Source organism: Chryseobacterium fluminis (assembly GCF_026314945.1).
GTDB lineage: Bacteria > Bacteroidota > Bacteroidia > Flavobacteriales > Weeksellaceae > Chryseobacterium > Chryseobacterium fluminis.
On sequence record NZ_CP111121.1, the window covers coordinates 3,589,280 to 3,609,950 of the forward strand.

Annotated in this window: 19 protein-coding genes and 1 pseudogene; 12 read left to right on the top strand and 8 right to left on the bottom strand. The window is 37.9% G+C overall.

Annotated features, from left to right (window positions below; genetic code table 11):
* Nucleotides 1-92: 92 nt before the first annotated feature.
* Entirely contained in the window at nt 93-254 is a 162-nt protein-coding gene (locus ODZ84_RS16470) for a hypothetical protein (protein ID WP_266173492.1), read from the bottom strand.
* A 313-nt stretch (nt 255-567) separates the two neighbouring features.
* On the opposite strand from ODZ84_RS16470, the gene ODZ84_RS16475 reads away from it, so the two are divergent.
* The 6 genes and pseudogenes from ODZ84_RS16475 to ODZ84_RS16500 all read left to right on the top strand — a co-directional run bounded on the left by ODZ84_RS16475 (nt 568) and on the right by ODZ84_RS16500 (nt 6,640).
* Complete coding sequence (locus ODZ84_RS16475; protein WP_266173493.1) at nt 568-1,482, top strand: dimethylarginine dimethylaminohydrolase family protein; 915 nt, start codon at nt 568-570, stop codon at nt 1,480-1,482.
* A 76-nt stretch (nt 1,483-1,558) separates the two neighbouring features.
* A complete protein-coding gene (locus tag ODZ84_RS16480; protein ID WP_266173494.1) occupies nt 1,559-1,723 on the top strand; it encodes a four helix bundle protein in 165 nt (54 codons plus the stop codon).
* Nucleotides 1,720-1,866: pseudogene (locus ODZ84_RS23465) on the top strand (four helix bundle protein); the annotation flags it as partial. The gene ODZ84_RS16480 and the pseudogene ODZ84_RS23465, both read left to right, overlap by 4 nt.
* A 46-nt stretch (nt 1,867-1,912) precedes the next feature.
* On the top strand, nt 1,913-2,836 hold the full coding sequence (gene ctlX, locus ODZ84_RS16490) for a citrulline utilization hydrolase CtlX (protein ID WP_266173495.1): 924 nt from the start codon (nt 1,913-1,915) through the stop codon (nt 2,834-2,836).
* Between the two features lie 672 nt (nt 2,837-3,508).
* The gene (locus ODZ84_RS16495) at nt 3,509-5,263 is read left to right on the top strand and encodes a discoidin domain-containing protein (RefSeq protein WP_266173496.1); all 1,755 of its coding nucleotides are present in this window, start codon (nt 3,509-3,511) and stop codon (nt 5,261-5,263) included.
* Between the two features lie 162 nt (nt 5,264-5,425).
* Nucleotides 5,426-6,640 (top strand): serine hydrolase domain-containing protein, encoded by a 1,215-nt coding sequence (locus ODZ84_RS16500; RefSeq protein WP_266173497.1) that lies wholly within the window; start codon nt 5,426-5,428, stop codon nt 6,638-6,640.
* A gap of 14 nt (nt 6,641-6,654) precedes the next feature.
* Here ODZ84_RS16500 and ODZ84_RS16505 read toward each other — a convergent pair whose 3' ends face one another.
* The 5 genes from ODZ84_RS16505 to recJ all read right to left on the bottom strand — a co-directional run bounded on the left by ODZ84_RS16505 (nt 6,655) and on the right by recJ (nt 12,885).
* Nucleotides 6,655-7,539: an alpha/beta hydrolase gene (locus tag ODZ84_RS16505; RefSeq protein WP_266173498.1), complete on the bottom strand. Its 885-nt coding sequence runs from the start codon at nt 7,537-7,539 to the stop codon at nt 6,655-6,657.
* 82 nt (nt 7,540-7,621) lie between these two features.
* Entirely contained in the window at nt 7,622-9,910 is a 2,289-nt protein-coding gene (locus ODZ84_RS16510) for a TonB-dependent receptor domain-containing protein (protein ID WP_266173499.1), read from the bottom strand.
* 252 nt (nt 9,911-10,162) lie between these two features.
* Nucleotides 10,163-10,501 (bottom strand): DUF3817 domain-containing protein, encoded by a 339-nt coding sequence (locus ODZ84_RS16515; RefSeq protein WP_266173500.1) that lies wholly within the window; start codon nt 10,499-10,501, stop codon nt 10,163-10,165.
* 73 nt (nt 10,502-10,574) lie between these two features.
* Complete coding sequence (gene nadD, locus ODZ84_RS16520; protein WP_266173501.1) at nt 10,575-11,159, bottom strand: nicotinate (nicotinamide) nucleotide adenylyltransferase; 585 nt, start codon at nt 11,157-11,159, stop codon at nt 10,575-10,577.
* A gap of 13 nt (nt 11,160-11,172) precedes the next feature.
* Nucleotides 11,173-12,885, bottom strand: coding sequence for a single-stranded-DNA-specific exonuclease RecJ (gene recJ / locus ODZ84_RS16525; RefSeq protein WP_266173502.1), 1,713 nt, complete (start codon nt 12,883-12,885; stop codon nt 11,173-11,175).
* A gap of 112 nt (nt 12,886-12,997) precedes the next feature.
* On the opposite strand from recJ, the gene ODZ84_RS16530 reads away from it, so the two are divergent.
* Nucleotides 12,998-13,810 carry a M48 family metallopeptidase gene (locus ODZ84_RS16530; protein ID WP_266173503.1) on the top strand — a complete coding sequence of 271 codons (813 nt, stop codon included), beginning with the start codon at nt 12,998-13,000 and terminating at the stop codon, nt 13,808-13,810.
* Nucleotides 13,811-13,908: 98 nt separating this feature from the next.
* Here ODZ84_RS16530 and ODZ84_RS16535 read toward each other — a convergent pair whose 3' ends face one another.
* Nucleotides 13,909-15,531 carry an ABC-F family ATP-binding cassette domain-containing protein gene (locus ODZ84_RS16535; RefSeq protein WP_266173504.1) on the bottom strand — a complete coding sequence of 541 codons (1,623 nt, stop codon included), beginning with the start codon at nt 15,529-15,531 and terminating at the stop codon, nt 13,909-13,911.
* A gap of 118 nt (nt 15,532-15,649) precedes the next feature.
* Here ODZ84_RS16535 and smpB point away from each other — a divergent pair, with 118 nt between their 5' ends.
* The 5 genes from smpB (at nt 15,650) to ODZ84_RS16560 (ending at nt 20,362) form a co-directional block, all read left to right on the top strand.
* Nucleotides 15,650-16,108 carry an SsrA-binding protein SmpB gene (gene smpB, locus ODZ84_RS16540; protein ID WP_266173505.1) on the top strand — a complete coding sequence of 153 codons (459 nt, stop codon included), beginning with the start codon at nt 15,650-15,652 and terminating at the stop codon, nt 16,106-16,108.
* A gap of 77 nt (nt 16,109-16,185) precedes the next feature.
* The gene (locus tag ODZ84_RS16545) at nt 16,186-17,676 is read left to right on the top strand and encodes an OmpA family protein (protein WP_266173506.1); all 1,491 of its coding nucleotides are present in this window, start codon (nt 16,186-16,188) and stop codon (nt 17,674-17,676) included.
* A gap of 93 nt (nt 17,677-17,769) precedes the next feature.
* On the top strand, nt 17,770-18,510 hold the full coding sequence (locus ODZ84_RS16550; RefSeq protein ID WP_266173507.1) for a YebC/PmpR family DNA-binding transcriptional regulator: 741 nt from the start codon (nt 17,770-17,772) through the stop codon (nt 18,508-18,510).
* 56 nt (nt 18,511-18,566) lie between these two features.
* Nucleotides 18,567-19,394 (top strand): UDP-2,3-diacylglucosamine diphosphatase, encoded by an 828-nt coding sequence (locus ODZ84_RS16555; RefSeq protein WP_266173508.1) that lies wholly within the window; start codon nt 18,567-18,569, stop codon nt 19,392-19,394.
* A complete protein-coding gene (locus ODZ84_RS16560) occupies nt 19,391-20,362 on the top strand; it encodes a glycosyltransferase family protein (protein WP_266173509.1) in 972 nt (323 codons plus the stop codon). Before ODZ84_RS16555 ends, ODZ84_RS16560 begins: the two co-directional genes overlap by 4 nt.
* Here ODZ84_RS16560 and ODZ84_RS16565 read toward each other — a convergent pair.
* Nucleotides 20,351-20,641, bottom strand: coding sequence for a GNAT family N-acetyltransferase (locus ODZ84_RS16565; protein WP_266173510.1), 291 nt, complete (start codon nt 20,639-20,641; stop codon nt 20,351-20,353). The genes ODZ84_RS16560 and ODZ84_RS16565 overlap by 12 nt on opposite strands.
* Nucleotides 20,642-20,671 lie beyond the last annotated feature (30 nt).

Here is a 20,671-nt window from a genome sequence, read left to right on the forward strand (position 1 = left end):
GCCCATTAATTATTAAAGATTTATCGGACAGTTCGGTGTCACCGTATATAAAAAATAAACCTGCTTAAAGAAGCAGGTTTGTTTCTGATGGATTAAGGACACTGACATCTGTCACAGGTATACAGCGTGCAGGCTCCTGTTTCAAAGTCCCATTCACAGCAGCGTTTTGCAGCAGCAGCACCTCCGGTGATCGCTTTTTGCTCTTCTCTTCCTAATTTTTGTGCATTTTTAAGCACCGTCTTTTTTGTGTTCATGACGTTTGGTGTTTTGATTGTTAATAGTTTAGAAAATATTTTCCAGCGAAAAATATATCACTAATATATGAATATTAATTAATATCATATTCATTTTAATGATAAAATATTCACAAACAATAGGTTGTGCATAAAATTATCTGTAAAAAGCCTGTGTTTAAGCGAATCAATAGCTTAGTTCTTCAATATGCTTTAGTAAAAAACTGCAATAAACAGATTTTTCAGAATTATCATAAACTATAGCGCTAAAAATGGAGTAAAAGTTTCCCGGATACTGTCCTTTACTTATATTTGTAGCATTGCGTAAATCTTTATGAAACTAAACATTAAAAATGAAACAGGGAGGCTGAAATCCGTGGTTTTAGGTCAGCCTAATTCACTGGGCGGAACGCCTGTCCTGGCAGAAAGCTATGATGCCAAATCATACTATTCCATTGAAAATAATATCTATCCGAAGGAAGAGGATATCATTGCCGAAATGAATGCTTTCGAAGCTGTTTTGAAAAAATATGATGTCGAAGTTCTCCGTCCGAGCATCATCAAAGATTATAATCAGGTTTTTGCAAGAGATGTCGCTTTCGTGATCGACGACAAAATGATCATTTCCAATGTCATCGCAGACAGAGCAGACGAACAGGGCGCCTACCAGACAGTCTTTGAAAAAGTAGCATGGCGAAAAATTATCAATCTTCCGGAAACGGCACATATCGAAGGTGGTGATGTCATCGTCTGGGACGATTTTCTGTTTATCGGAACCTGTTTCAGTGAAGATTACAGAAATTATAAAACCGCCAGGACCAACGAATATGCGATTGAAATTCTCAAAGAATACTTTCCTAAAAAAAGAATCATCGATCTTGAATTAAAGAAAAATGACAAAGTTCCGTACGAAGGAATACTCCATTTAGACTGTACTTTCAATCCCGTTGGAAAAGATAAATGTATCATCTATAAAGACGGGTTTGTAGATGAGAGCGATTACCGTCTGATTATTGATATCTTTGGCGAAGAAAACTGTTTCCATGTGACTCCCGAAGAAATGTTCGAAATGTGTCCCAATATCTTCTCGATCTCACCGGAAATTGTAGTATCCGATAAAACATTCACCCGGATGAATAATCATCTCAGAAACGAGTGGGGGATGACCGTAGAAGAAATTCCGTACAGGGAAATATCTAAAATGGGAGGCCTCTTACGTTGTTCCACGATGCCGTTGGTAAGAGAATAACTGAATCTGAGCATTTTTGTGTTGGAGAATTGTAGAGTTCGAATGATATTTTTTCTATTTCAGTAAAAATATAAATATGTCAGCCATTAAATTTCATCAGGATTTGAAGGTTTATCAAAAATCTTTTAAAACCGCAATGATCATCTTCGAACTTTCAAAGTCTTTCTCTAAAGAACAGCAAAACTCACAGATTCGGGACGCGAAGCAAGAGAACCGCAGACTTGGCTTCAGTTTGCTTTAGCCTGTACCTATATAAACGAAGAACAGTTGAATAATTTAAACATTCATTATAATCAAATAACCGGGATGTTGGTTAATATGATGAGTCAGTCCGGAAATGATGTTCTTTTTCACAAAATAAAAAAGAGTAATAATTTACACTAAAACATTCAGACTCTCGAACCCCAAAAACACCCTCAAACTTAAAAGTATGCAGACAACAGATACCGTATTAATGATAGAGCCCATCGCATTTGGCTTTAACGAAGAAACCGCAAAAAATAATTATTTCCAGGTCGAGCAGAAGGGTTTTGACATTCAGTTCCAGGCGCTGACCGAATTTAAAGCTTTTGCTGAAAAACTGAGAAGTAAAGGCATTAATGTCATTACGATCAAAGATACCTTAGATCCTCACACCCCGGATTCTATTTTCCCCAATAACTGGGTGAGTTTTCACAATGACGGAAAAGTGGTTTTATACCCGATGTTTGCATCCAACAGGAGAGTGGAAAGAAGAGAAGATATTATTGAAACCATCAAAGAACAGGGATTTGAAGTTTCGGAAATAGATGACTGGTCTCTCCCTGAGATCCAGGGTCATTTTCTTGAAGGAACAGGAAGCATGATTTTCGATCACGATCATAAAATAGCCTACGGTTCGGTTTCTTTGCGGCTTGATGAGAGATTATTCAGAGAGTTCTGCGAAAAATATGGCTTTACGCCTGTGGTCTTCCATTCATTTCAGACTGTAGACTCAGAAAGACTTCCGATCTACCATACCAATGTTATGATGTGTGTGGCCGACCGGTTTGTGGTTATCTGTCTAGACTGTATCGATGATGAACTAGAAAGAAATAAAGTGATGGAAACCATTAAAAATTCAGGAAAAGAGATCATCGAAATTTCGGAAGACCAGATGCATCAGTTTGCAGGAAATATGCTCCAGGTGCAGAATAAAGAAGGCGAAAAATTTCTTGTCATGAGCGAAACCGCTTATAAATCTTTAGATGAAAATCAGGTTTCCTCCATCGAAAAATACTGTGAGATCATTTACTCAGATTTACATACCATTGAAGTCAACGGGGGCGGAAGTGCACGTTGTATGCTGGCTGAGGTGTTCTTGCCGAAAAAGTAAGAAAATAACAGCAAATACCTTTATTTTAATACGCAGAAATTTAATAACAGGACAGAATTATTTATTAATACAGAAGGTATCATAAAGAAAGATTTTAAATATTATTTTAATAATCATTATTATATCTATAAGTCCCCGCAGGCACCATACTACCTGAAAACAGATGTAGAAGTAGAGTACACTTACAATAAAAAATGGAAGTACAGTATCATAGGAAATGACGTTTTAAACTTTAATAAAAACCAGATTATATTATCGACTTTACAAAATACAATGTTACAAACAAGCATAACCCGGAGGTTGCCGGGATATATAGGATTAAAAATTCGGTATAATCTGTAATTATTAATATTGATTAAACCTCATAGGTTTTTAAAACCTATGAGGTTTCTTAAAATAAAAGATGAAGTCTCTCTGTGTTTCAGTCAGCATTCGGAATTTTTTTATTTATTGCTGTAATTTTAGGATTTGCTTTTTTTGAGGAATTGATATGGGAAATATTAGTTTGGAACGAACATTTTTCACTGAATATACGGGTCTCTGAAAATTGGTTTCAGTTTTTAATTCCATTATTAGTTGTACCCCAGTTAACGCATTACCTATTAGACGGCTTTATTTGGAGAAAACCGAAAAAACTTAAGTAAATTTGTCATTAATGTAAAAAATATGAAGATGCAGAAGTACTTTTTCTTATTCGTCCTATGGATGGCAATGTCTGTAAATGCGCAGCAGAAGACATTTTGTAATCCCATTAATATCGATTACGGATATACCCCGTTTAAAAATTTTTCAACCCAGGGAAAACACCGGGCTACCGCAGATCCGGTAATCGTTAACTTTAAAAACAAATTATTCCTTTTTTCAACCAACCAGGAAGGGTACTGGTACAGTGACGATATGCTGGACTGGAAATTTGTGAAAAGGAAATTCCTCAGAGATAACAAATATCAGCATGACCTCAATGCGCCTGCGGTCTGGGCGATGAAAGATACGCTGTATGTATTCGGCTCAACCTGGGAGCAGGATTTTCCGATCTGGAAAAGTACCAACCCGACAGAAAATGACTGGCATATTGCAGTCGATACTTTAAAAGTGGGAGCCTGGGATCCTGCCTTTCATTATGATGAAGATAAAAACAAACTGTACCTCTATTGGGGCTCAAGCAACGAATGGCCTTTGCTGGGAACAGAAGTAAAAGTAAAAACATTGCAGTCCGAAGGTTTTGTAAAGCCTATTTTACGGTTAAAGCCCGAAGATCACGGTTGGGAAAGATTCGGAGAGTACAATGATAACGTTTTTCTGCAGCCTTTCGTAGAAGGAGCCTGGATGACGAAGCACAACGGGAAATATTATATGCAGTACGGTGCACCGGCTACGGAATTCAGCGGATATTCGGATGGCGTATATGTGAGCAATAATCCCTTGGAAGGTTTCGAATATCAGCAGCACAATCCTTTTTCCTATAAGCCCGGAGGATTTGCAAGAGGAGCAGGCCACGGCGCTACATTTGAAGATAAGTATAAAAACTGGTGGCATATTTCCACGATTTTTATTTCCACCAAAAATAACTTCGAACGGAGGCTGGGAATCTGGCCTGCAGGATTCGATAAAGACGATGTGATGTATACCAATACAGCGTATGGCGACTATCCTACCTTTCTTCCTCAATATGCTCAGGGTAAAGATTTTTCAAAAGGCTTGTTCGCCGGCTGGATGTTGCTGAATTACAATAAGCCGGTTCAGGTTTCATCAACGCTGGGAGGATATCAGCCCAATTTAGCGGTGGATGAAGATATTAAAACGTACTGGAGTGCAAAAACAGGAAACGCGGGCGAGTGGTTTCAGACCGATTTAGGAGAAGTTTCTACCATTAACGCCATTCAGATCAATTATGCAGATCAGGATGCAGAATTTATGGGCAAGACGTTGGGCAAGATGCATCAGTATAAAATTTTCGGATCCGATGATGGTAAAAAATGGACGGTTATCGTAGATAAAAGTAAAAATACAAAAGATGTTCCTCATGATTACGTGGAGCTTGAAAAGCCTGCCAAAGCGAGATTTCTGAAAATGGAAAATCTAAAAATGCCAACCGGGAAATTTGCTTTAAGCGGATTCAGGGTATTCGGAAAAGGGCAGGGAGCGGTTCCCCCGAAAGTGCAGAATTTTGTTCCGTTAAGAGCTGATCCTAAAAAATATGGGGAAAGAAGAAGCATCTGGATGAAATGGCAGCAAAATTCTGAGGCAGACGGGTATGTGATCTATTGGGGAAAATCTCCGGATAAATTATACGGAAGCATGATGGTGTATGGTAAAAATGAATATTTCTTTACCGGAGCAGACAGAACAGATTCCTACTATTTCCGGATTGAAGCCTTTAATGCCAATGGAGTCTCGGAACAAACCGAGATCTTTAAAGCAGAATAACCTATAGCTCGTAATGTTAAAATTAAACCCTTAAAAATTTTAAGGGTTTTGTTATACCCGCTTAGTACCTGTTTCATCAGAATCTATATCAGGCAAATGTATTCTTTAGATTGAATATTTATAAAAAAAGCCGAAATTTGCTTTAAAATAAATTAATAAACTATGAAAATACTTAAACTCTTTTTCTTACCCCTATGGCTTGCTGTTGCATTGGGTTGCAGCGATAACGAAGACGAAAAAAACGATCAGGAGGAACTGGATACGGCGGTAAAAAATATTCATGAGAATCTGCAGAAAGACCTGAACACAGATGTTCCGTCATTAAGTGTTTATGTTGTGTCTCCGAAAGGAACCTATTTCAGCACCGTAAAAGGTACAAATGGTTCCGCCGTAACGCCTGATATGTATTTCCGCTTTGCCAGCAACACTAAAAATTTTACCTCTGCGGCAATCTTGAAAATGATGCAGGACGGATGGCTTAATCTGGATGATAAAATCACGGGCAATATTCCCGGAACAGCAGTCCCATATACTCCGGACGGGCCAGACTGGAATTTCCCCCATAAAAATCAGATCACCATTCGTCAGATTTTACAGCATAACGCAGGAATTTATGATTTAAGTAATGATATTTCACAATATAACGTGGGAGGCGAAACTTATACGGACCATATGCTGGAAACTTCTCCGGATCATCAGTTTACCACTTCAGAATATGTAAAGCTTCTGACTGATCATAACCTCACCTATGGGGCTCCCAATACGGTCTATCATTATTCCAATACCGGATTTTCTATCCTGGGAGAAATTGTTGCAAGAATCTATTCGCAGAAAACAAACTCAGCAAAAACATATGGTAATTATATGTATGACCACATCGTAGGGCCGTCATCAAAAAAGCCGTTGCCTATCAGGTTTCCTGAACTTGCTACTGACAACCAGTTGCCTGCCCCATATATCAAAGGATTAATAAAATATGCTGATCATGGTGAGGTCACCGATAAGAAAAATGCAAGTGCCCATATCGCAGAAGGCAACGGAATAGGAACCATGGTTACCCTTACGGAATATATCAGAACGCTGATGAAAGGGGAGAATGTCTTGTATGCTTCCACTGCAGAACTGATGCGTACGAGCAAAGGCCTGGCAACGACCTCCCAGTATGCGTTAGGATGTTCTAACTTTCCTGGAATAGGATACGGGCATAATGGCGCTACGGAAGGATACCTTTCTTTAATGACCTATGATCCGAAGACAGATGTTTCAGTTATTGTTTTACTTCCGTTCTGGGATCTTACCAGCACTGCAAAATTCGAAAAATGTCTTATGACCCTTAATGTCACCGGACTGGAGGTAAAGAAAAGGCTGGGCTACTAAACGAATCTATAATATTATAACGCTTTGAAATTTTCAGAGCGTTTTTTTGGGCCGATCTTTTTCAGAAATCCGGCTATTTTCTCAATCAGGAAATCATCATGTGGTTCTTTTGCCCATCCTACATGGTCACCATCGAATTTATAAAGCTCATGATAAACATGGTTCTTTTTCAATACCGAATCCAGAATTTCTCCCTGTGAATCAGGAACCACAGCATCCTGCGTTCCGTAATAAGAAAGAGTAGGAGCAGACGTAGGACGAATCCAGTGGATAGGGCTTCCGAAAGTCATTAATGAAACATCAGGCTGAACGGTTTCAGGATCTATAAGATGCTTTTCCAGAAAGGAATAGTCATCATAGTTTTTAAATCCCGCATCTGATAAATCTGCAGGCCCTACAATATTAATCACCGCTTTTACTTTCTTCTTCTTGTCCGAGTGATAAGCATAAAACATGGATAAATGTCCGCCGGCACTGTTGCCGAGCAAAATAAATCTTGGCTTATAATCGAGTCTTTTTTCCAGGAATAAGATCGCCTTATGGATATCATCGGTCTGATTGGGAAGAGCGAAACGGGAGGCTGAGGCCAGTCTGTAATTCATATTGGCAAAAATAGCATTAGGAAATTTCTGCATAAGAGACAAGGTGAAATACGTAAGCTGCGATTTATTACCTCCGCGCCAGCCACCGCCATGAATGATAAGGAAAACATCCTGTTGTTCTTTCGGCTTATTTTTCGGCATATAAAGATCCAGCACCTGTTCGGTATCATTACCATAGTGAAGGTCTTCCTGACTGGTATAAGAAATCTCTTTTCCCAGATGAATGGTTTTGTCTTTACACTGATAGAGAAGCATGAAGATGACAGAACCCCAAAATATGATTAAACTTTTTTTCATAGGAATAAAGATAAAAAACTCACCGGTAAATCGGTGAGCTGGTGTACAAAATAATTTATATGAATGAAGAATGATTGTGTCCTTACCTTGTTCTGTTTTTGATGGCATCTGATGCCGCGTCGATATCTCTGACTTTTTTCACTTTCTGATTCCCGAAATTGTACGTAATACTTACCGTAAGGTTTCTTCTGTACATATCGTTCTTGATATAATTGTAGTTTCCGTTATCCTGGTAGTCTTCAATTTCTACCACATTGGTTCTTAAAACATCATTTACATTAACGGCAAATGTCCAGTCGTTCCAGTTTTTCTTGATGCTCAGGTCGAGGCTCATCAGGTCTTTCAGCATTCCCAATTCGATCTGTTGCTTGTCTACATAGAAAAAATTTACCCCCAGAAACCATGTTTTCTTTTTATCCAGACGTAACGTATTATTGCTGGTAATAACTACGCTGGTAGATTTTACTTTGTTGGTGTATACGAGCTCTTTTCCGTCGATATCCACAAAAGTATCTCCTGTTGTAGGATCTACAGCCAGCGTTCCGTTGTTAATATTATGTTGGATTCCGGCGTTGAAATTAAGGGTCAAATATTGTTTGAATAATGTTTTCTGAATTCCCAGCATGGCAGACATCTCTTGTTTATCTCCGAAATTCGTTCTGATGTACCTCAGCATATTTTGCTCACTGATCTTACCATCCAGAGATTTCACATACCCTTGCAACGGAACCTGAGTGATCTGGTCTTTTACATACGAGTGATTCAAAATAAGAAAGTAGGAGTTCTTGTACATATAGGTTAATTCCTGATTATACGTAGAGAATGCTTTTACAAAAGGATTATTTTGAGTGTAGTTATATTCTGAAATATAGTTTCTCACCGGGTTAAGTTCCCAGAAGCTCGGTCTTCTCATTCTGCTTGAGAATGAATAGGAAAGGTTGTTTTTGTCATTGATCGCATAGTTTAAGCTTAAATAGGGAAGCAGATTATTGTAATTTCTTTCAATTCTGCTATAATCAGGAGAAGAATTGTCGGACGTTCCCAGGCTATTGGTGATTTCATATCGTGCTCCTGCTTTTCCTGAAAATTTATCTGAAAATTTCTTTTCAAGCGTAACATAAGCACCGTAAATATTTTCATCGTAAACAAAATGATTGGGTGCTTCAGAATTTACAGGAGTTGGCAGAAGATTCTGGTCCTTATCTGTAAAAACAGTTGTATCGTTTTTAGTGTCGTTATCTGTTTTGGTTTTATTATAATTACCACCGACAGAAACGGTGAAATCATTTTTAAATTTCTGGATGTAATCTAACGTTCCTGAAAAATTATTGATCACCTGAGGAATATTCTGAATGATCTGTTTTCCAATGGTGGAATAATCATTAGACATTCCGGGTACTAAAGTTCTGTTATCAGAATACTGAAATCTTCTGTAATTCAGATAAGCTGCATTCGCATTCAGTTTACTTCCTAAAGAGTCGAGTTTTATTTCATAGTTTAAATTAACGGAGTTATTGTAATTTCGGGCATCTTCTTTATTTTGAGTTTTTGTGTACGTTGTGCTTTTCAAGCTTCCGTCTGTGTTATATTCTGTCAGAGTATTAAATAAATTAATTGTTGAATCATAACTTTTATTAGCCCACGAATTCCAGGATAAAGCTAAATTACTTTTGTCATTTAATTGATAATCAATATTTAAATAGCCTCCGAGATTTTTATTAGGATCATCAATGTCTCCTACAGATTCATTCTTTACCAGATCTGTCCCGTTTTTCAGAACATAACTCTGAGGCTGTATGTTTTCACCACCGCTGAGATTGGCACTGATTCCTAATTTATCTTTTCTGTAATTTACGGAGAAGCTGGCATTGCTGGAGTTGAATTTATTCTGGCTGTTAGACATTCTCATATTTCCGCTTGTGCCGTCGCTCATTTTTTTCTTCAGTACAATATTGATGATGCCGTCTGAAGACTCCACCTGGAATTCACTGCCTGGAACCGTGATCACCTCAATTTTCTGGATATTTTCGGCAGGTGTATTTTTCAGGAACTGAACCAGAGACTCTGCATCCATATTGCTTTTTCTGCCATTAATATAAATCAGAGCATTGTTCTTCCCGGCAATTTTTAATGTTTTATCATCTGTAGAAGACAGCAGTGGGGTCTGTTTTAAAATATCGAACGTTGTATTTCCTTTGGTCACCGGTGAAGCCGCAACATCATACACAAAACGGTCACTTTGTTTTTTGAAAATCTGTTTGGTTAAAGTAACTCCCTCAATATTCTGTGTTTTTACAGAGTCGGATTTTTTTTCCTGAGCGAAAGTCAGTCCGCTGAAAAATAGAGCTGCGATGAGAATAGGCGTTTTCATGTTGTAGAGTTTTAGAGAGTTTTAATTATAATAGCTTGTATTTGTTATTATTTAACATTGCAAAGATATATAATTAAAACAGTATCTTGCAATACAAAGTACTTAAAATATTTTATAGTTTATTTTAAATGACTGATTTTCAGTATGTAAAATTTTAGCTTAAAATCTAAATACTTTGGTTTTCTTACATAATAAGACAACTGTAATGGCAATTGCATTACAGTAAGATTTAAATTTTGTTAAAAATAATTTTTATTCTCTGTCGAAACGGGCCAGTTTCTTATCGACCCAGATCGTCGCAAAAGGAAAAAAAGCAGACAATAGTGCGAAAACAAAATCTTCATCATCCCACTTATAGATTTTTCGGGCCGGAAGGCATAGCAAAAGATAAAGGGTGAAAAAAAGACCGTGCAGACTTCCGATCACGCTGATAAATATGATCGAATACAGATTTTCATCATATCGGATCCAGATCATGGCAACTCCGTATAAAAGCATGCACGAAAGTGCTTCCGCAAGACAGATCTGCTTAAACCATTTAATAAGTTTTTCCTGTGGATATCTGGAGAAAAATTGTTCGATGAAATTCATAATGGTTGAGTTGAAAGGTTGGGATAACAGTAGGATGATTAACTGCCGGTCCCTGATTTCTGGTTGTACAAAATTACTTATAAAAGCTGCTTCCGTCCAAATATTCAAATACCTCAGGCGGGAGCATCGGTCTTACATTTTTACCCTCTTTGATCATGTTCCGGATTTCCGTCGCAGAAAGCTCGATCACCGGAGCTTTAACCAATGAAATATGATCATGCTGCAGATACTCGGAATCCGTTTTTTTACCTTCAAAAATTCTCGGATATACGATAATATGATGGTTTTTAATTAAGGTATCAGAATTCTTCCACCTGTGAAGTCCTTCAAGATTGTCTTCCCCCATGATTAAACTGAAAGAATAGTCCGGGTACTTCTCATGAAGATAGGTAAGGGTATCAATAGTATAACTGGGTTGAGGAAGTGCGAATTCTGCATTAGAAGCACGCATCTGCGGATAGTTTTTCACAGCAAGCTGCACCATATCCAGTCTGTTATGATCTTTGAGTAAAGATTTCTTGTCCTTAAAAGGATTTTGAGGACTTACCACAAACCATAACTCTTCCATATCAGAATTTTCAAGAATATAATTTGCAAGAATCAGATGTCCGATATGAATAGGATTAAAAGAACCGAAAAACAAACCTGTTTTTTTCATAACGCTTATTTTCTTAATCTCTGAATTTGACATCTTTAATATTGAGGTAATGCGTCACATTTCCTTTCCAGTGATTCTCTTCAAGCGTAAAAACAAGATCAAAATTTTTATTCTTAAAATCTTCTGCAAACTGTCCCAGTTTAAAACCTACACACTCAATATTTCTCCCGGTAGCCTCCTGGCGGATATAAAATTTAAGATGATTATTGTCTTTCCCCATCGTTTTGATATAGCCCGAAAGCTTCTGATTCGTCAGAGCCAGAATAGGTTTCATATTGTGAGGTCCGAAAGGGGCCAGTTTTCTGTGGAAATTAATAAACTCCCTATTGATATCGTCCGCCTGAATCTCCGAATCGATCGTAATGGAAGGTTCTTTTTGATGCTCCTTAAGTTTTTCAGAAACAATTCTCTCAAATTTTTCCTTAAACGCTTCAAATTTATCCTTTTCCATAGAAAGTCCGGCTGCTGCGTGATGTCCTCCGAATTTCAGAAAATACTCAGAACATAAATCAAGAGCCTCATGAACGTCAAAATCTGAAACGGATCTTGCCGAAGCAACCATTTCCCCATTATTTCCGTCTGTGAAGACCAAAGTAGGTTTATAATACGTTTCGATTAACCTGGAAGCCACAATTCCGATCACACCTTTATTCCATTCCGGATGATAAACGATGGTAGAATATTTGGTCTCCTGCTGTGACTCAATGATCTGATTCAATGCGGAAAGCGTAGAATTCATATCCAGTTCACGCCTTTCATCATTTAGATTCATAATATCGTTTACAATCTGATGAGCATGCTTCAGGTTATCGGAAACCATAAGTTCAACAGCTGCTTTACCGTGGGAAATTCTTCCTGCAGCATTGATCTTCGGGGCGATTTCAAAAACGATATTCGAAATTTCAAAGTGAGAAAGCTTATCTTCGGGAATCAGTAATCTCAATCCCAGATTCCTGGTCTTTCTGAGAATTTTTAATCCCATTTTGGCCAGAACCCTGTTTTCGCCGGTCATTGATACAATGTCGGCTGCAATAGAAATGGCAAGAAGATCGGTTAATTCAAACAACTCCGCTTCCGGAAGTTTGTAGATTGTATTTAGACCCTGGCAAAGTTTGAATCCCACCCCGCATCCGGAAAGCTCCTTAAACGGATATCTGCAGTCCCTTCTCTTGGGATCTAGAACAGCCACGGCATTGGGAATCTCATCTCCGGGTAAATGGTGGTCACAGATGATAAAATCAATGGCCAGGCTCTGGGCATAACTGATCATATCCAATGCTTTGATCCCGCAATCCAGAGCGATGATCAGTGAAAAGCCGTTTTCTTTAGCAAAGTCAATTCCTTCTGTTGAAATTCCATATCCTTCGGAATTTCTGTCCGGAATATAATAATCCAGGTATTTTTTCTCAACAATTTTGCTGAGGTATAAGTACATCAAAGCTACAGCTGTAGTTCCGTCTACATCGTAATCTCCGTATACCAGTATTTTTTCTCCATTTTCTATGGCGGTCGCAATACGCTCTACGGCTTTTTGCATGTCGGCCATTAAAAATGGATTGTGTATATCTGTAAGATTGGGTTTGAAAAACTCTCTCGCCTTTTGATAATTGTCAATTCCTCTCAGAACGAGGAGTTTAGATTCGAAAGTTCCAAAACCAAGAGACGAACTTAATCTGTCTACAATTTCCTCATCGGGTTCAGGCTTGTAAATCCATTTTTGACTCATTTCACAAAAATAGGGAAAAAAAATAGCATTTGAAATCATTAAAGCTTAAGTTTTAATTTTAAAATTGTTAAAAAAATAATTATCTTCGCCGTCCAAATTCAAATTAATGATTATGAAAAAAATCACCATGTGCCTGATGATTATCGGGGCAGTACATGCTGCGAATGCACAGAAAATAAATCTGGGTAAAGCCGCAGGAATAGTTTCAAATGGAGCTAAAGCCTTAACTTTTACCAACGCAGATGCCATCACTTTATCTAAAGAATCCGTAGAATGGATGGATAACAACAATAAAGTGGCCGGTCCCAAAGATCCGTATACAATCAGACTCAATAAACTTTTCGGAAAACACAAAAGCCAGGACGGGCTGAATCTTAACTATAAGGTGTATCTGGTAAAAGATATCAATGCATTTGCCTGTGCTGATGGAAGTGTAAGGGTTTTTTCATCATTAATGGATATCATGACCGATGATGAATTGTTAGCCGTTATCGGTCATGAAATCGGTCACGTTAAAAACCAGGATACCAAGGATGCTATGAAATCGGCTTATCTGAAGGCTGCTGCACTGGATGCTGCCTCTTCAGCGTCGAGTACCGTCGCTACCCTGAACGACAGCCAGGTCGGAAAGATGGCCAATGCTTTCCTGGATGCCTCTCACAGTAAAAAGCAGGAATCTCAGGCCGACACGTACTCATATGACTTTATGAAAGCGAATAAGTATAATGTAGTAGGGGCCTATACAGCTTTCAAAAAACTGGCGCTCCTTTCCGAAGGAAGTGTACAGACGGGCTTTCAGAAGATGTTCAATTCTCATCCTGATAGCGAAAAACGAGCTCAGGCCATTAAAAAAAGAGCAGAGAAAGACGGTTTATGGAAGGATCCTGGAACAGTCACTATACCGAAAACGAAACTTACAAAATAAGCCATAGATACGGATCATTCGATCTAAATTATAGGAATAAAGAAAGCCATTCAGACAATTCTGAATGGCTTTCTTTATTTTTGATGATCAGTTAAAGATTAAGAATACATTTTTTCTCTCAATTCTTTCACTTTTTTATCTGCAAGATAATCATCGTAAGTCATTTCTCTGTCGATGATTCCTGTCGGTGTCAATTCGATGATTCTGTTACACACGGTAGAAAGCATCTCGTGGTCATGAGAAGCCAGTAACAGATTTCCTTTGAAGTTGGACAAAGAGTTGTTCAAGGTCGTGATACTTTCAAGGTCTAAGTGGTTGGTAGGCTCATCCAGTAAAAGAACATTGGCTTTCTGAAGCATCATTCTGCTGAACATACATCTCATTTTTTCACCTCCTGAAAGTACTTTACAGGATTTCAACGCTTCATCTCCCGAGAAAAGCATTCTTCCTAAGAATCCTCTTACGAATTCTTCATGACGTTCTTCATCATTTTTGGTAAACTGTCTCAGCCAGTCTACTAAGCTCAGGTCTTCCTGGAAGAAATTGGTGTTGTCAAGAGGCATGTGGGACTGGTTGGTCGTAACTCCCCATGCAACGGTTCCTTTATCTGCCTGAACGTTTCCGGCTAAGATTTCGAAAAATTCTGTAATCGCTAATGAGTTTTTAGACAAAACAGCAACTTTATCGCCTTTCTTAAGGTTTAGATCGATGTTTGAGAATAGTAATTCTCCGTCTTTTGTTTTTTCAAGACCTTTCACATCCAGAATCTGGTCTCCCGCTTCCCTTTCCATTTCAAAAATAATGGCAGGATATCTTCTCGAAGACGGCTTGATATCATCGATGTTTAATTTATCGATCATTTTTTTTCTCGCAGTCGCCTGTTTTGCCTTTGCAACGTTAGAACTGAATCTGGCGATAAAATCCTGAAGCTCCTTTTTCTTTTCTTCTGCTTTTTTATTAGCCTGGGCTCTTTGTCTTGTCGCCAGCTGTGAAGCCTGGTACCAGAAAGAGTAGTTCCCTGTATAGAGGTTAAGTTTAGCATAATCCAAATCTCCGATATGGGTACAAACCGTATCCAGGAAGTGACGGTCGTGAGAAACCACGATAACGGTGTTTTCGTAATCAGCCAGGAAATCTTCTAACCATGAAATCGTATCGATATCAAGGTCATTGGTAGGTTCATCCAGGATCAGAACATCAGGATTTCCGAAAAGCGCCTGAGCCAAAAGAACCTTTACTTTATCTTTATTCTCAAGCTCACTCATCATCTGCCAGTGCATATCATCTTTAATCCCGACGTTTGAAAGCATCGTCTGTGCATCCGGTTCTGCAGTCCAGCCTCCCATTTCGTCATAGATAACGCCTAATTCACCAGCTTTAATACCATCCTCATCAGAGAAATCTTCTTTTGCGTACAACGCATCCATTTCCTCTTTTATCTCGAATAATTTTTTATTACCTCTTAAAACAGCCTCCAAAACAGTAAATTGATCGTAAGCAAAATGGTCCTGCTCAAGAACTGACATTCTTTTTCCAGGTTCCAAAGATACGTGTCCTGTAGTCGGGTCCTGTTTTCCTGTTAATATTTTAAGGAATGTAGACTTTCCTGCACCATTTGCTCCGATGATACCGTAGCAGTTTCCTTTGGTAAACATAATATTTACCTCGTCAAAAAGAACTCTTTTCCCGAATTGTAAAGATAAGTTAGATACTGTTAACATATAGTTTTGTAAATTTGGCGCAAAAATACGAAAAGAATTTGGGTATTTCGTAATAATGTCATACTCAAGTTTTTAAATATGGGGTATTTTTTATATATTTCATTAAAGAAATTTTAAAATGAAGATTGAAAAAACAGTTAATATATTTAACAGGAGAGCCAGATTCGAATACGAAATTATCGAAGAGACAGAGGCTGGTATGGTTCTTACCGGTACAGAAATAAAATCTTTACGCTCTTCGAAAGCATCTATTACGGAAGCTTTCTGTCAGTTTATTGATGGGGAACTATACATTATTAATATGATGATCGACGAATATAAATTGGGGACATTTTATAATCATAAAACAAAAAGGGAACGGAAATTGCTGTTGCACAAAAAAGAGTTGCAGAAACTTGAAAAGAAATTAAAAGATGCCGGTAATACGATTATACCCTTAAAATTATATATCAATGACAGGGGCAAAGCTAAAGTGTTAATCGCCCTGGGAAGGGGAAAAAAGCTTTTCGATAAAAGGGAGAGCATCAAAGATAGGGAAAGCAAACGTAACCTGGACAGAATATTAAAGAAAAGTTAAAAATCATTTGAAAAACTTTGTATATAAAGAAAAATTATATTTATTTTGCATTATCAATTATTTAATCATTTAATTCTATGAAAAATCTAAAATTAGGAATTTCAGCATTGGCGCTTACTGTTGCCTCTACTGTTTTCGCACAGACTACCAACAATCCGTGGATGATCGGAGTTGGTGCTCATGCCGAAAACCATGTAGCAGCCCGTAATAGCTTCAGTAATACGTTCTCTGCTAAAAATTTAACGAAGAGCATGTTCAATATGAACAATTTCTCTATTACACCTCCATTATCTAAGTTAACCGTTGCAAGAAACGTTGCTAAAGGTTTCGTTGTTGACTGGCAGACTACAGTAGGAAATGTTGAAAACAAAAGATTCAACATGGGTAAAGAGTTCTTCTTAATGACAGGTCTTGGTTTACAAGTTAAAGCAGCTGGTATTTTATGGAATGAAGAATCTTGGTTCGATCCATACTTGAGAGTTGGTGCAAACTACTTGAGACATGACTATACTTCACTTACTTTCCCTAGAGACAGTTACGATAATGGAAACGTTATTGAAAATGTTCCGAATGGAGAAGAAGGTAATGAAAATGGTAAAGCCAATTACTTTACAGTGTCTACCGGTGCTGGTGTAAACTTCTGGTTAACTAAAAACTTCGGTTTAGGAGTACAGGGAGATTACGTATCTACGCCGGGTGATAAATCTACAATCGCTAACTTCTGGCAAGCTTCTGCTTCATTGAACTTCAGATTCGGAAACAGAGACAGAGATAAGGATGGTATTTTAGATAAAGACGATTTATGTCCTGATACACCAGGTTTACCAGAATTCCAGGGATGTCCTGATACAGATGGTGATGGAGTTCCAGATAAAGACGATCAATGTCCAGACGTAGCTGGTCCGGTTGAAAACAACGGTTGTCCTTGGCCAGATACAGATGGTGACGGTATTATCGACAAAGATGATGCTTGTCCTACAGTAGCAGGTCCTGCTGAAAACAACGGTTGTCCTTGGCCTGATACAGACGGTGATGGTATCTTAGATAAAGATGATGCTTGTCCTACAGTTCCAGGTGTACCTGAGTACAACGGATGTCCTCCTCCAAGAAAACCAGACGTAGAAGTTGTTAACAAAACATTAAAAGATATCTTATTTGATTTCAACAAAGCTACAATCAAAGCGGAATCAAACGGTAAACTAGATACTGCTGCTCAAATTATTAAAGAAGCAGAAGAAACTAACTTCTTAGTAGTAGGTATGACCGATGCTAAAGGTTCTGCTGCTTATAACTTGAACTTATCAAGACAAAGAGCTGCTGCTGTAGTAGGTGCTTTAGAAGCTAGAGGTATCAACCCTAACACGCTTAAGTCTATCGGTATCGGTTCTCAGGAAGCAACTGTTCCTGCAAAAGCTTCTGATGCTGAAAGACAAGTTGACAGAAAAGTTATCGTAAGAGCAATCTCAGGTTCTGAGTGGGAAACTTACAAGAAAAATGACATGACTGTAGCTAAGCCTGCTGCTAAAAAAGCAGTTAAGAAAAAAGCTCCGGCTAAAAAAAGAAAATAATTAATTTTTCTAAATAATAAATACCTCCAATTTTTTTGGGGGTATTTTTTTTTGAAGACTTTTTGATTAATTTTGTTGAAATAAAAAAATAAAATGGGAAGAGCATTTGAATATAGAAAAGCTTCTAAAATGGCCAGATGGGATAAAATGGCTAAAACCTTTTCTAAGATAGGTAAAGACATTGCCCTCGCTGTAAAAGCGGGTGGTACAGACCCGGAAGCAAATCCGGCTCTGAGAAGATGCATCCAGAATGCTAAGGGTGCCAATATGCCGAAAGATAACGTAGAAAGAGCGATCAAGAAGGCGGGTGGTGCTGATGCGGAAAATTATGAAGAGATTACCTATGAAGGTTACGGCCAGGGAGGTGTCGCATTTTTTGTGGAATGTACGACAAACAACCCAACGCGTACCGTTGCCAATGTAAGAGCGATCTTTAATAAGTTTGACGGAAACCTCGGGAAAAACGGTGAACTGGCTTTTATCTTCGACAGAAAAGGAATCTTTACCATCGATTTAGCACAAATTAAAATGGACTGGGACGACTTTGAAATGGAAATGATAGACGGAGGCGCAGAAGATGTAGAAAAAGATGAAGAGGAAGTAATGATTACAACGGCTTTTGAAGATTTCGGATCCCTGTCCCATAAGTTAGATGAGCTTAAAATCGAAGCGAAAAGTGCAGAACTTCAGAGAATTCCTAATAATTCAAAAGAGGTAAATGCAGATCAGTTTAAAGCAAATATGAAAATGCTTGAGCGTTTCGAAGATGATGATGATGTTCAGAATGTCTACCATAATATGGAAATCACGGAAGAGCTGATGAACTCTTTATAAAAATAATATAACATTCATATACAGTTAACTTTCAAGTACTTTCTTTGCATAAAACTATGAAAAGAAATATTGAATTGGTTGTCATATCGGATGTTCATCTGGGAACTTATGGATGTAAGGCTAAAGAATTACTGAGATACCTCAATTCTATTCAGCCCAAAACTTTAGTTTTGAATGGAGATATTATTGATATCTGGCAGTTCAAAAAGTCTTACTTTCCTAAACCCCATCTGGAAGTGATCAAGAAGATCCTTTCCTTTGCTACAAAAAATACAGATGTCTACTATATTACCGGGAACCATGATGAGATGTTCCGGAAGTTCACCGATTTCGAACTGGGTAACCTTAAAGTCTGCAATAAAATCTGTCTGGATATTGACCATAAAAAAACCTGGATTTTTCACGGTGATGTTTTCGACGCCTCTGTTCAGCATTCCAAATGGATCGCTAAGCTCGGAGGAAAAGGCTATGATCTTCTCATTGTAATCAATAATATGGTTAACTGGTTTCTGGAGAAAATGGGTAAGGAAAAATATTCATTTTCAAAAAAAATTAAAAACAACGTCAAAAAAGCGGTTAAGTACATTGGTGACTTTGAGCTGACGGCTTCTGAACTGGCAATTGACAATCACTATGATTACGTTATTTGCGGACATATTCACCAGCCGCAGATCCGCCAGGTCACGAACAGAAAAGGATCATGTACCTATCTGAATTCCGGGGACTGGATCGAAAATCTTTCAGCATTAGAATATCATCATAAAGAATGGACTGTTTTTTATTATGACGAGCATAAACACATCCTGAAGGACAATGAAACCGAAGAGATTCAGGATATCGATCATTCAGCACTTTTAAAATTAGTAACCAATTTTACAGAATGAAAATCTTATACGCATTCCAGGGAACCGGAAACGGACATGTGGCAAGAGCTCAGGAAATCGTTCCCATTCTTAAAAAGCATGCATCCGTCGATACGTTGATCAGTGGACATCAATCGCAGTTAAAAGCCGATTTTGACGTTAATTTTCAACATAAAGGTATTTCCCTGCTTTATAACAAAACAGGCGGTTTATCCTATCGGAAAACACTTATTGATAATAATTTCTATCAGGCTTTCAAAACGATCAGGGAAATCGAACTATCACAATATGATCTGATCATTAATGACTATGAGCCAATAACGGGATGGGCCTGTAAATGGAAGAAGTATCCGATGATTGAGTTAAGCCATCAGGCAGCAATGTTATTTAAAGAAACGCCGAAACCTGAAAAAAAAGACGTTTTTGGAGAACTCGTGCTAAAATATTATGTTCCGAGTGACAGAAAAATAGGGTTTCACTTTGAAAGTTACCATCCGCAGATCAAAAAACCGGTGATCAGAAGAAAAATCCGAAATCTCAATCCGGATAAAAAAGGGTTTTATCTGGTTTATCTCCCAAGCTTTTCTGACGCTAATATTATTAAAATTCTAAAACAGATTCCTGTGGAATGGAAAATATTTTCCAAGCACAGTACATTACAGTTCAGGGATCAAAATGTCGAAATATTTCCAATAGGCGAAACTGAATATTTAAAATCTTTTGAAAACTGTGACGGTGTTCTCTGCAATGCAGGATTTGAGAGCCCGGCGGAAGCCCTTTTCATGGATAAGAAATTATTTGTTATTCCCATACACCATCAGTACGAGCAGGAATGTAATGCCTGCGCACTGGATAAGATGGGAATACCCAATTCCAAAATTCTGAAATTGGAAGAAATAGAAGAGTGGGTAGCTTCTGATTTTCAACTGAAAGTAAACTACCCCGATAACATTGAGGATATTTTAATCAATGAAGTATTAATTTTTTAGGAAGACATCTTCTACATCATTCATCCTATTCATTACCGCTCTGGCATATGAGCAGTGCGGATATACTTTCCAGTTATTTTCCCGGGCAAATTTAATAGCTTCTTCCACCAGATATTTACCCATACCGCGACCTTCAAATTCAGGATGAACCAAAACAAATGAAATGATAAATTTATGATCTTCCGGAAAGACTGTATAGGTTAATCTGCCGATTTCTTTAATTTCATTATTCAGAGTAATGACACCACCGTTTCCTGACTGATTGTTTTCGAATCTCATAATTAAGTTTTAATCCTCAGTAAAATACAA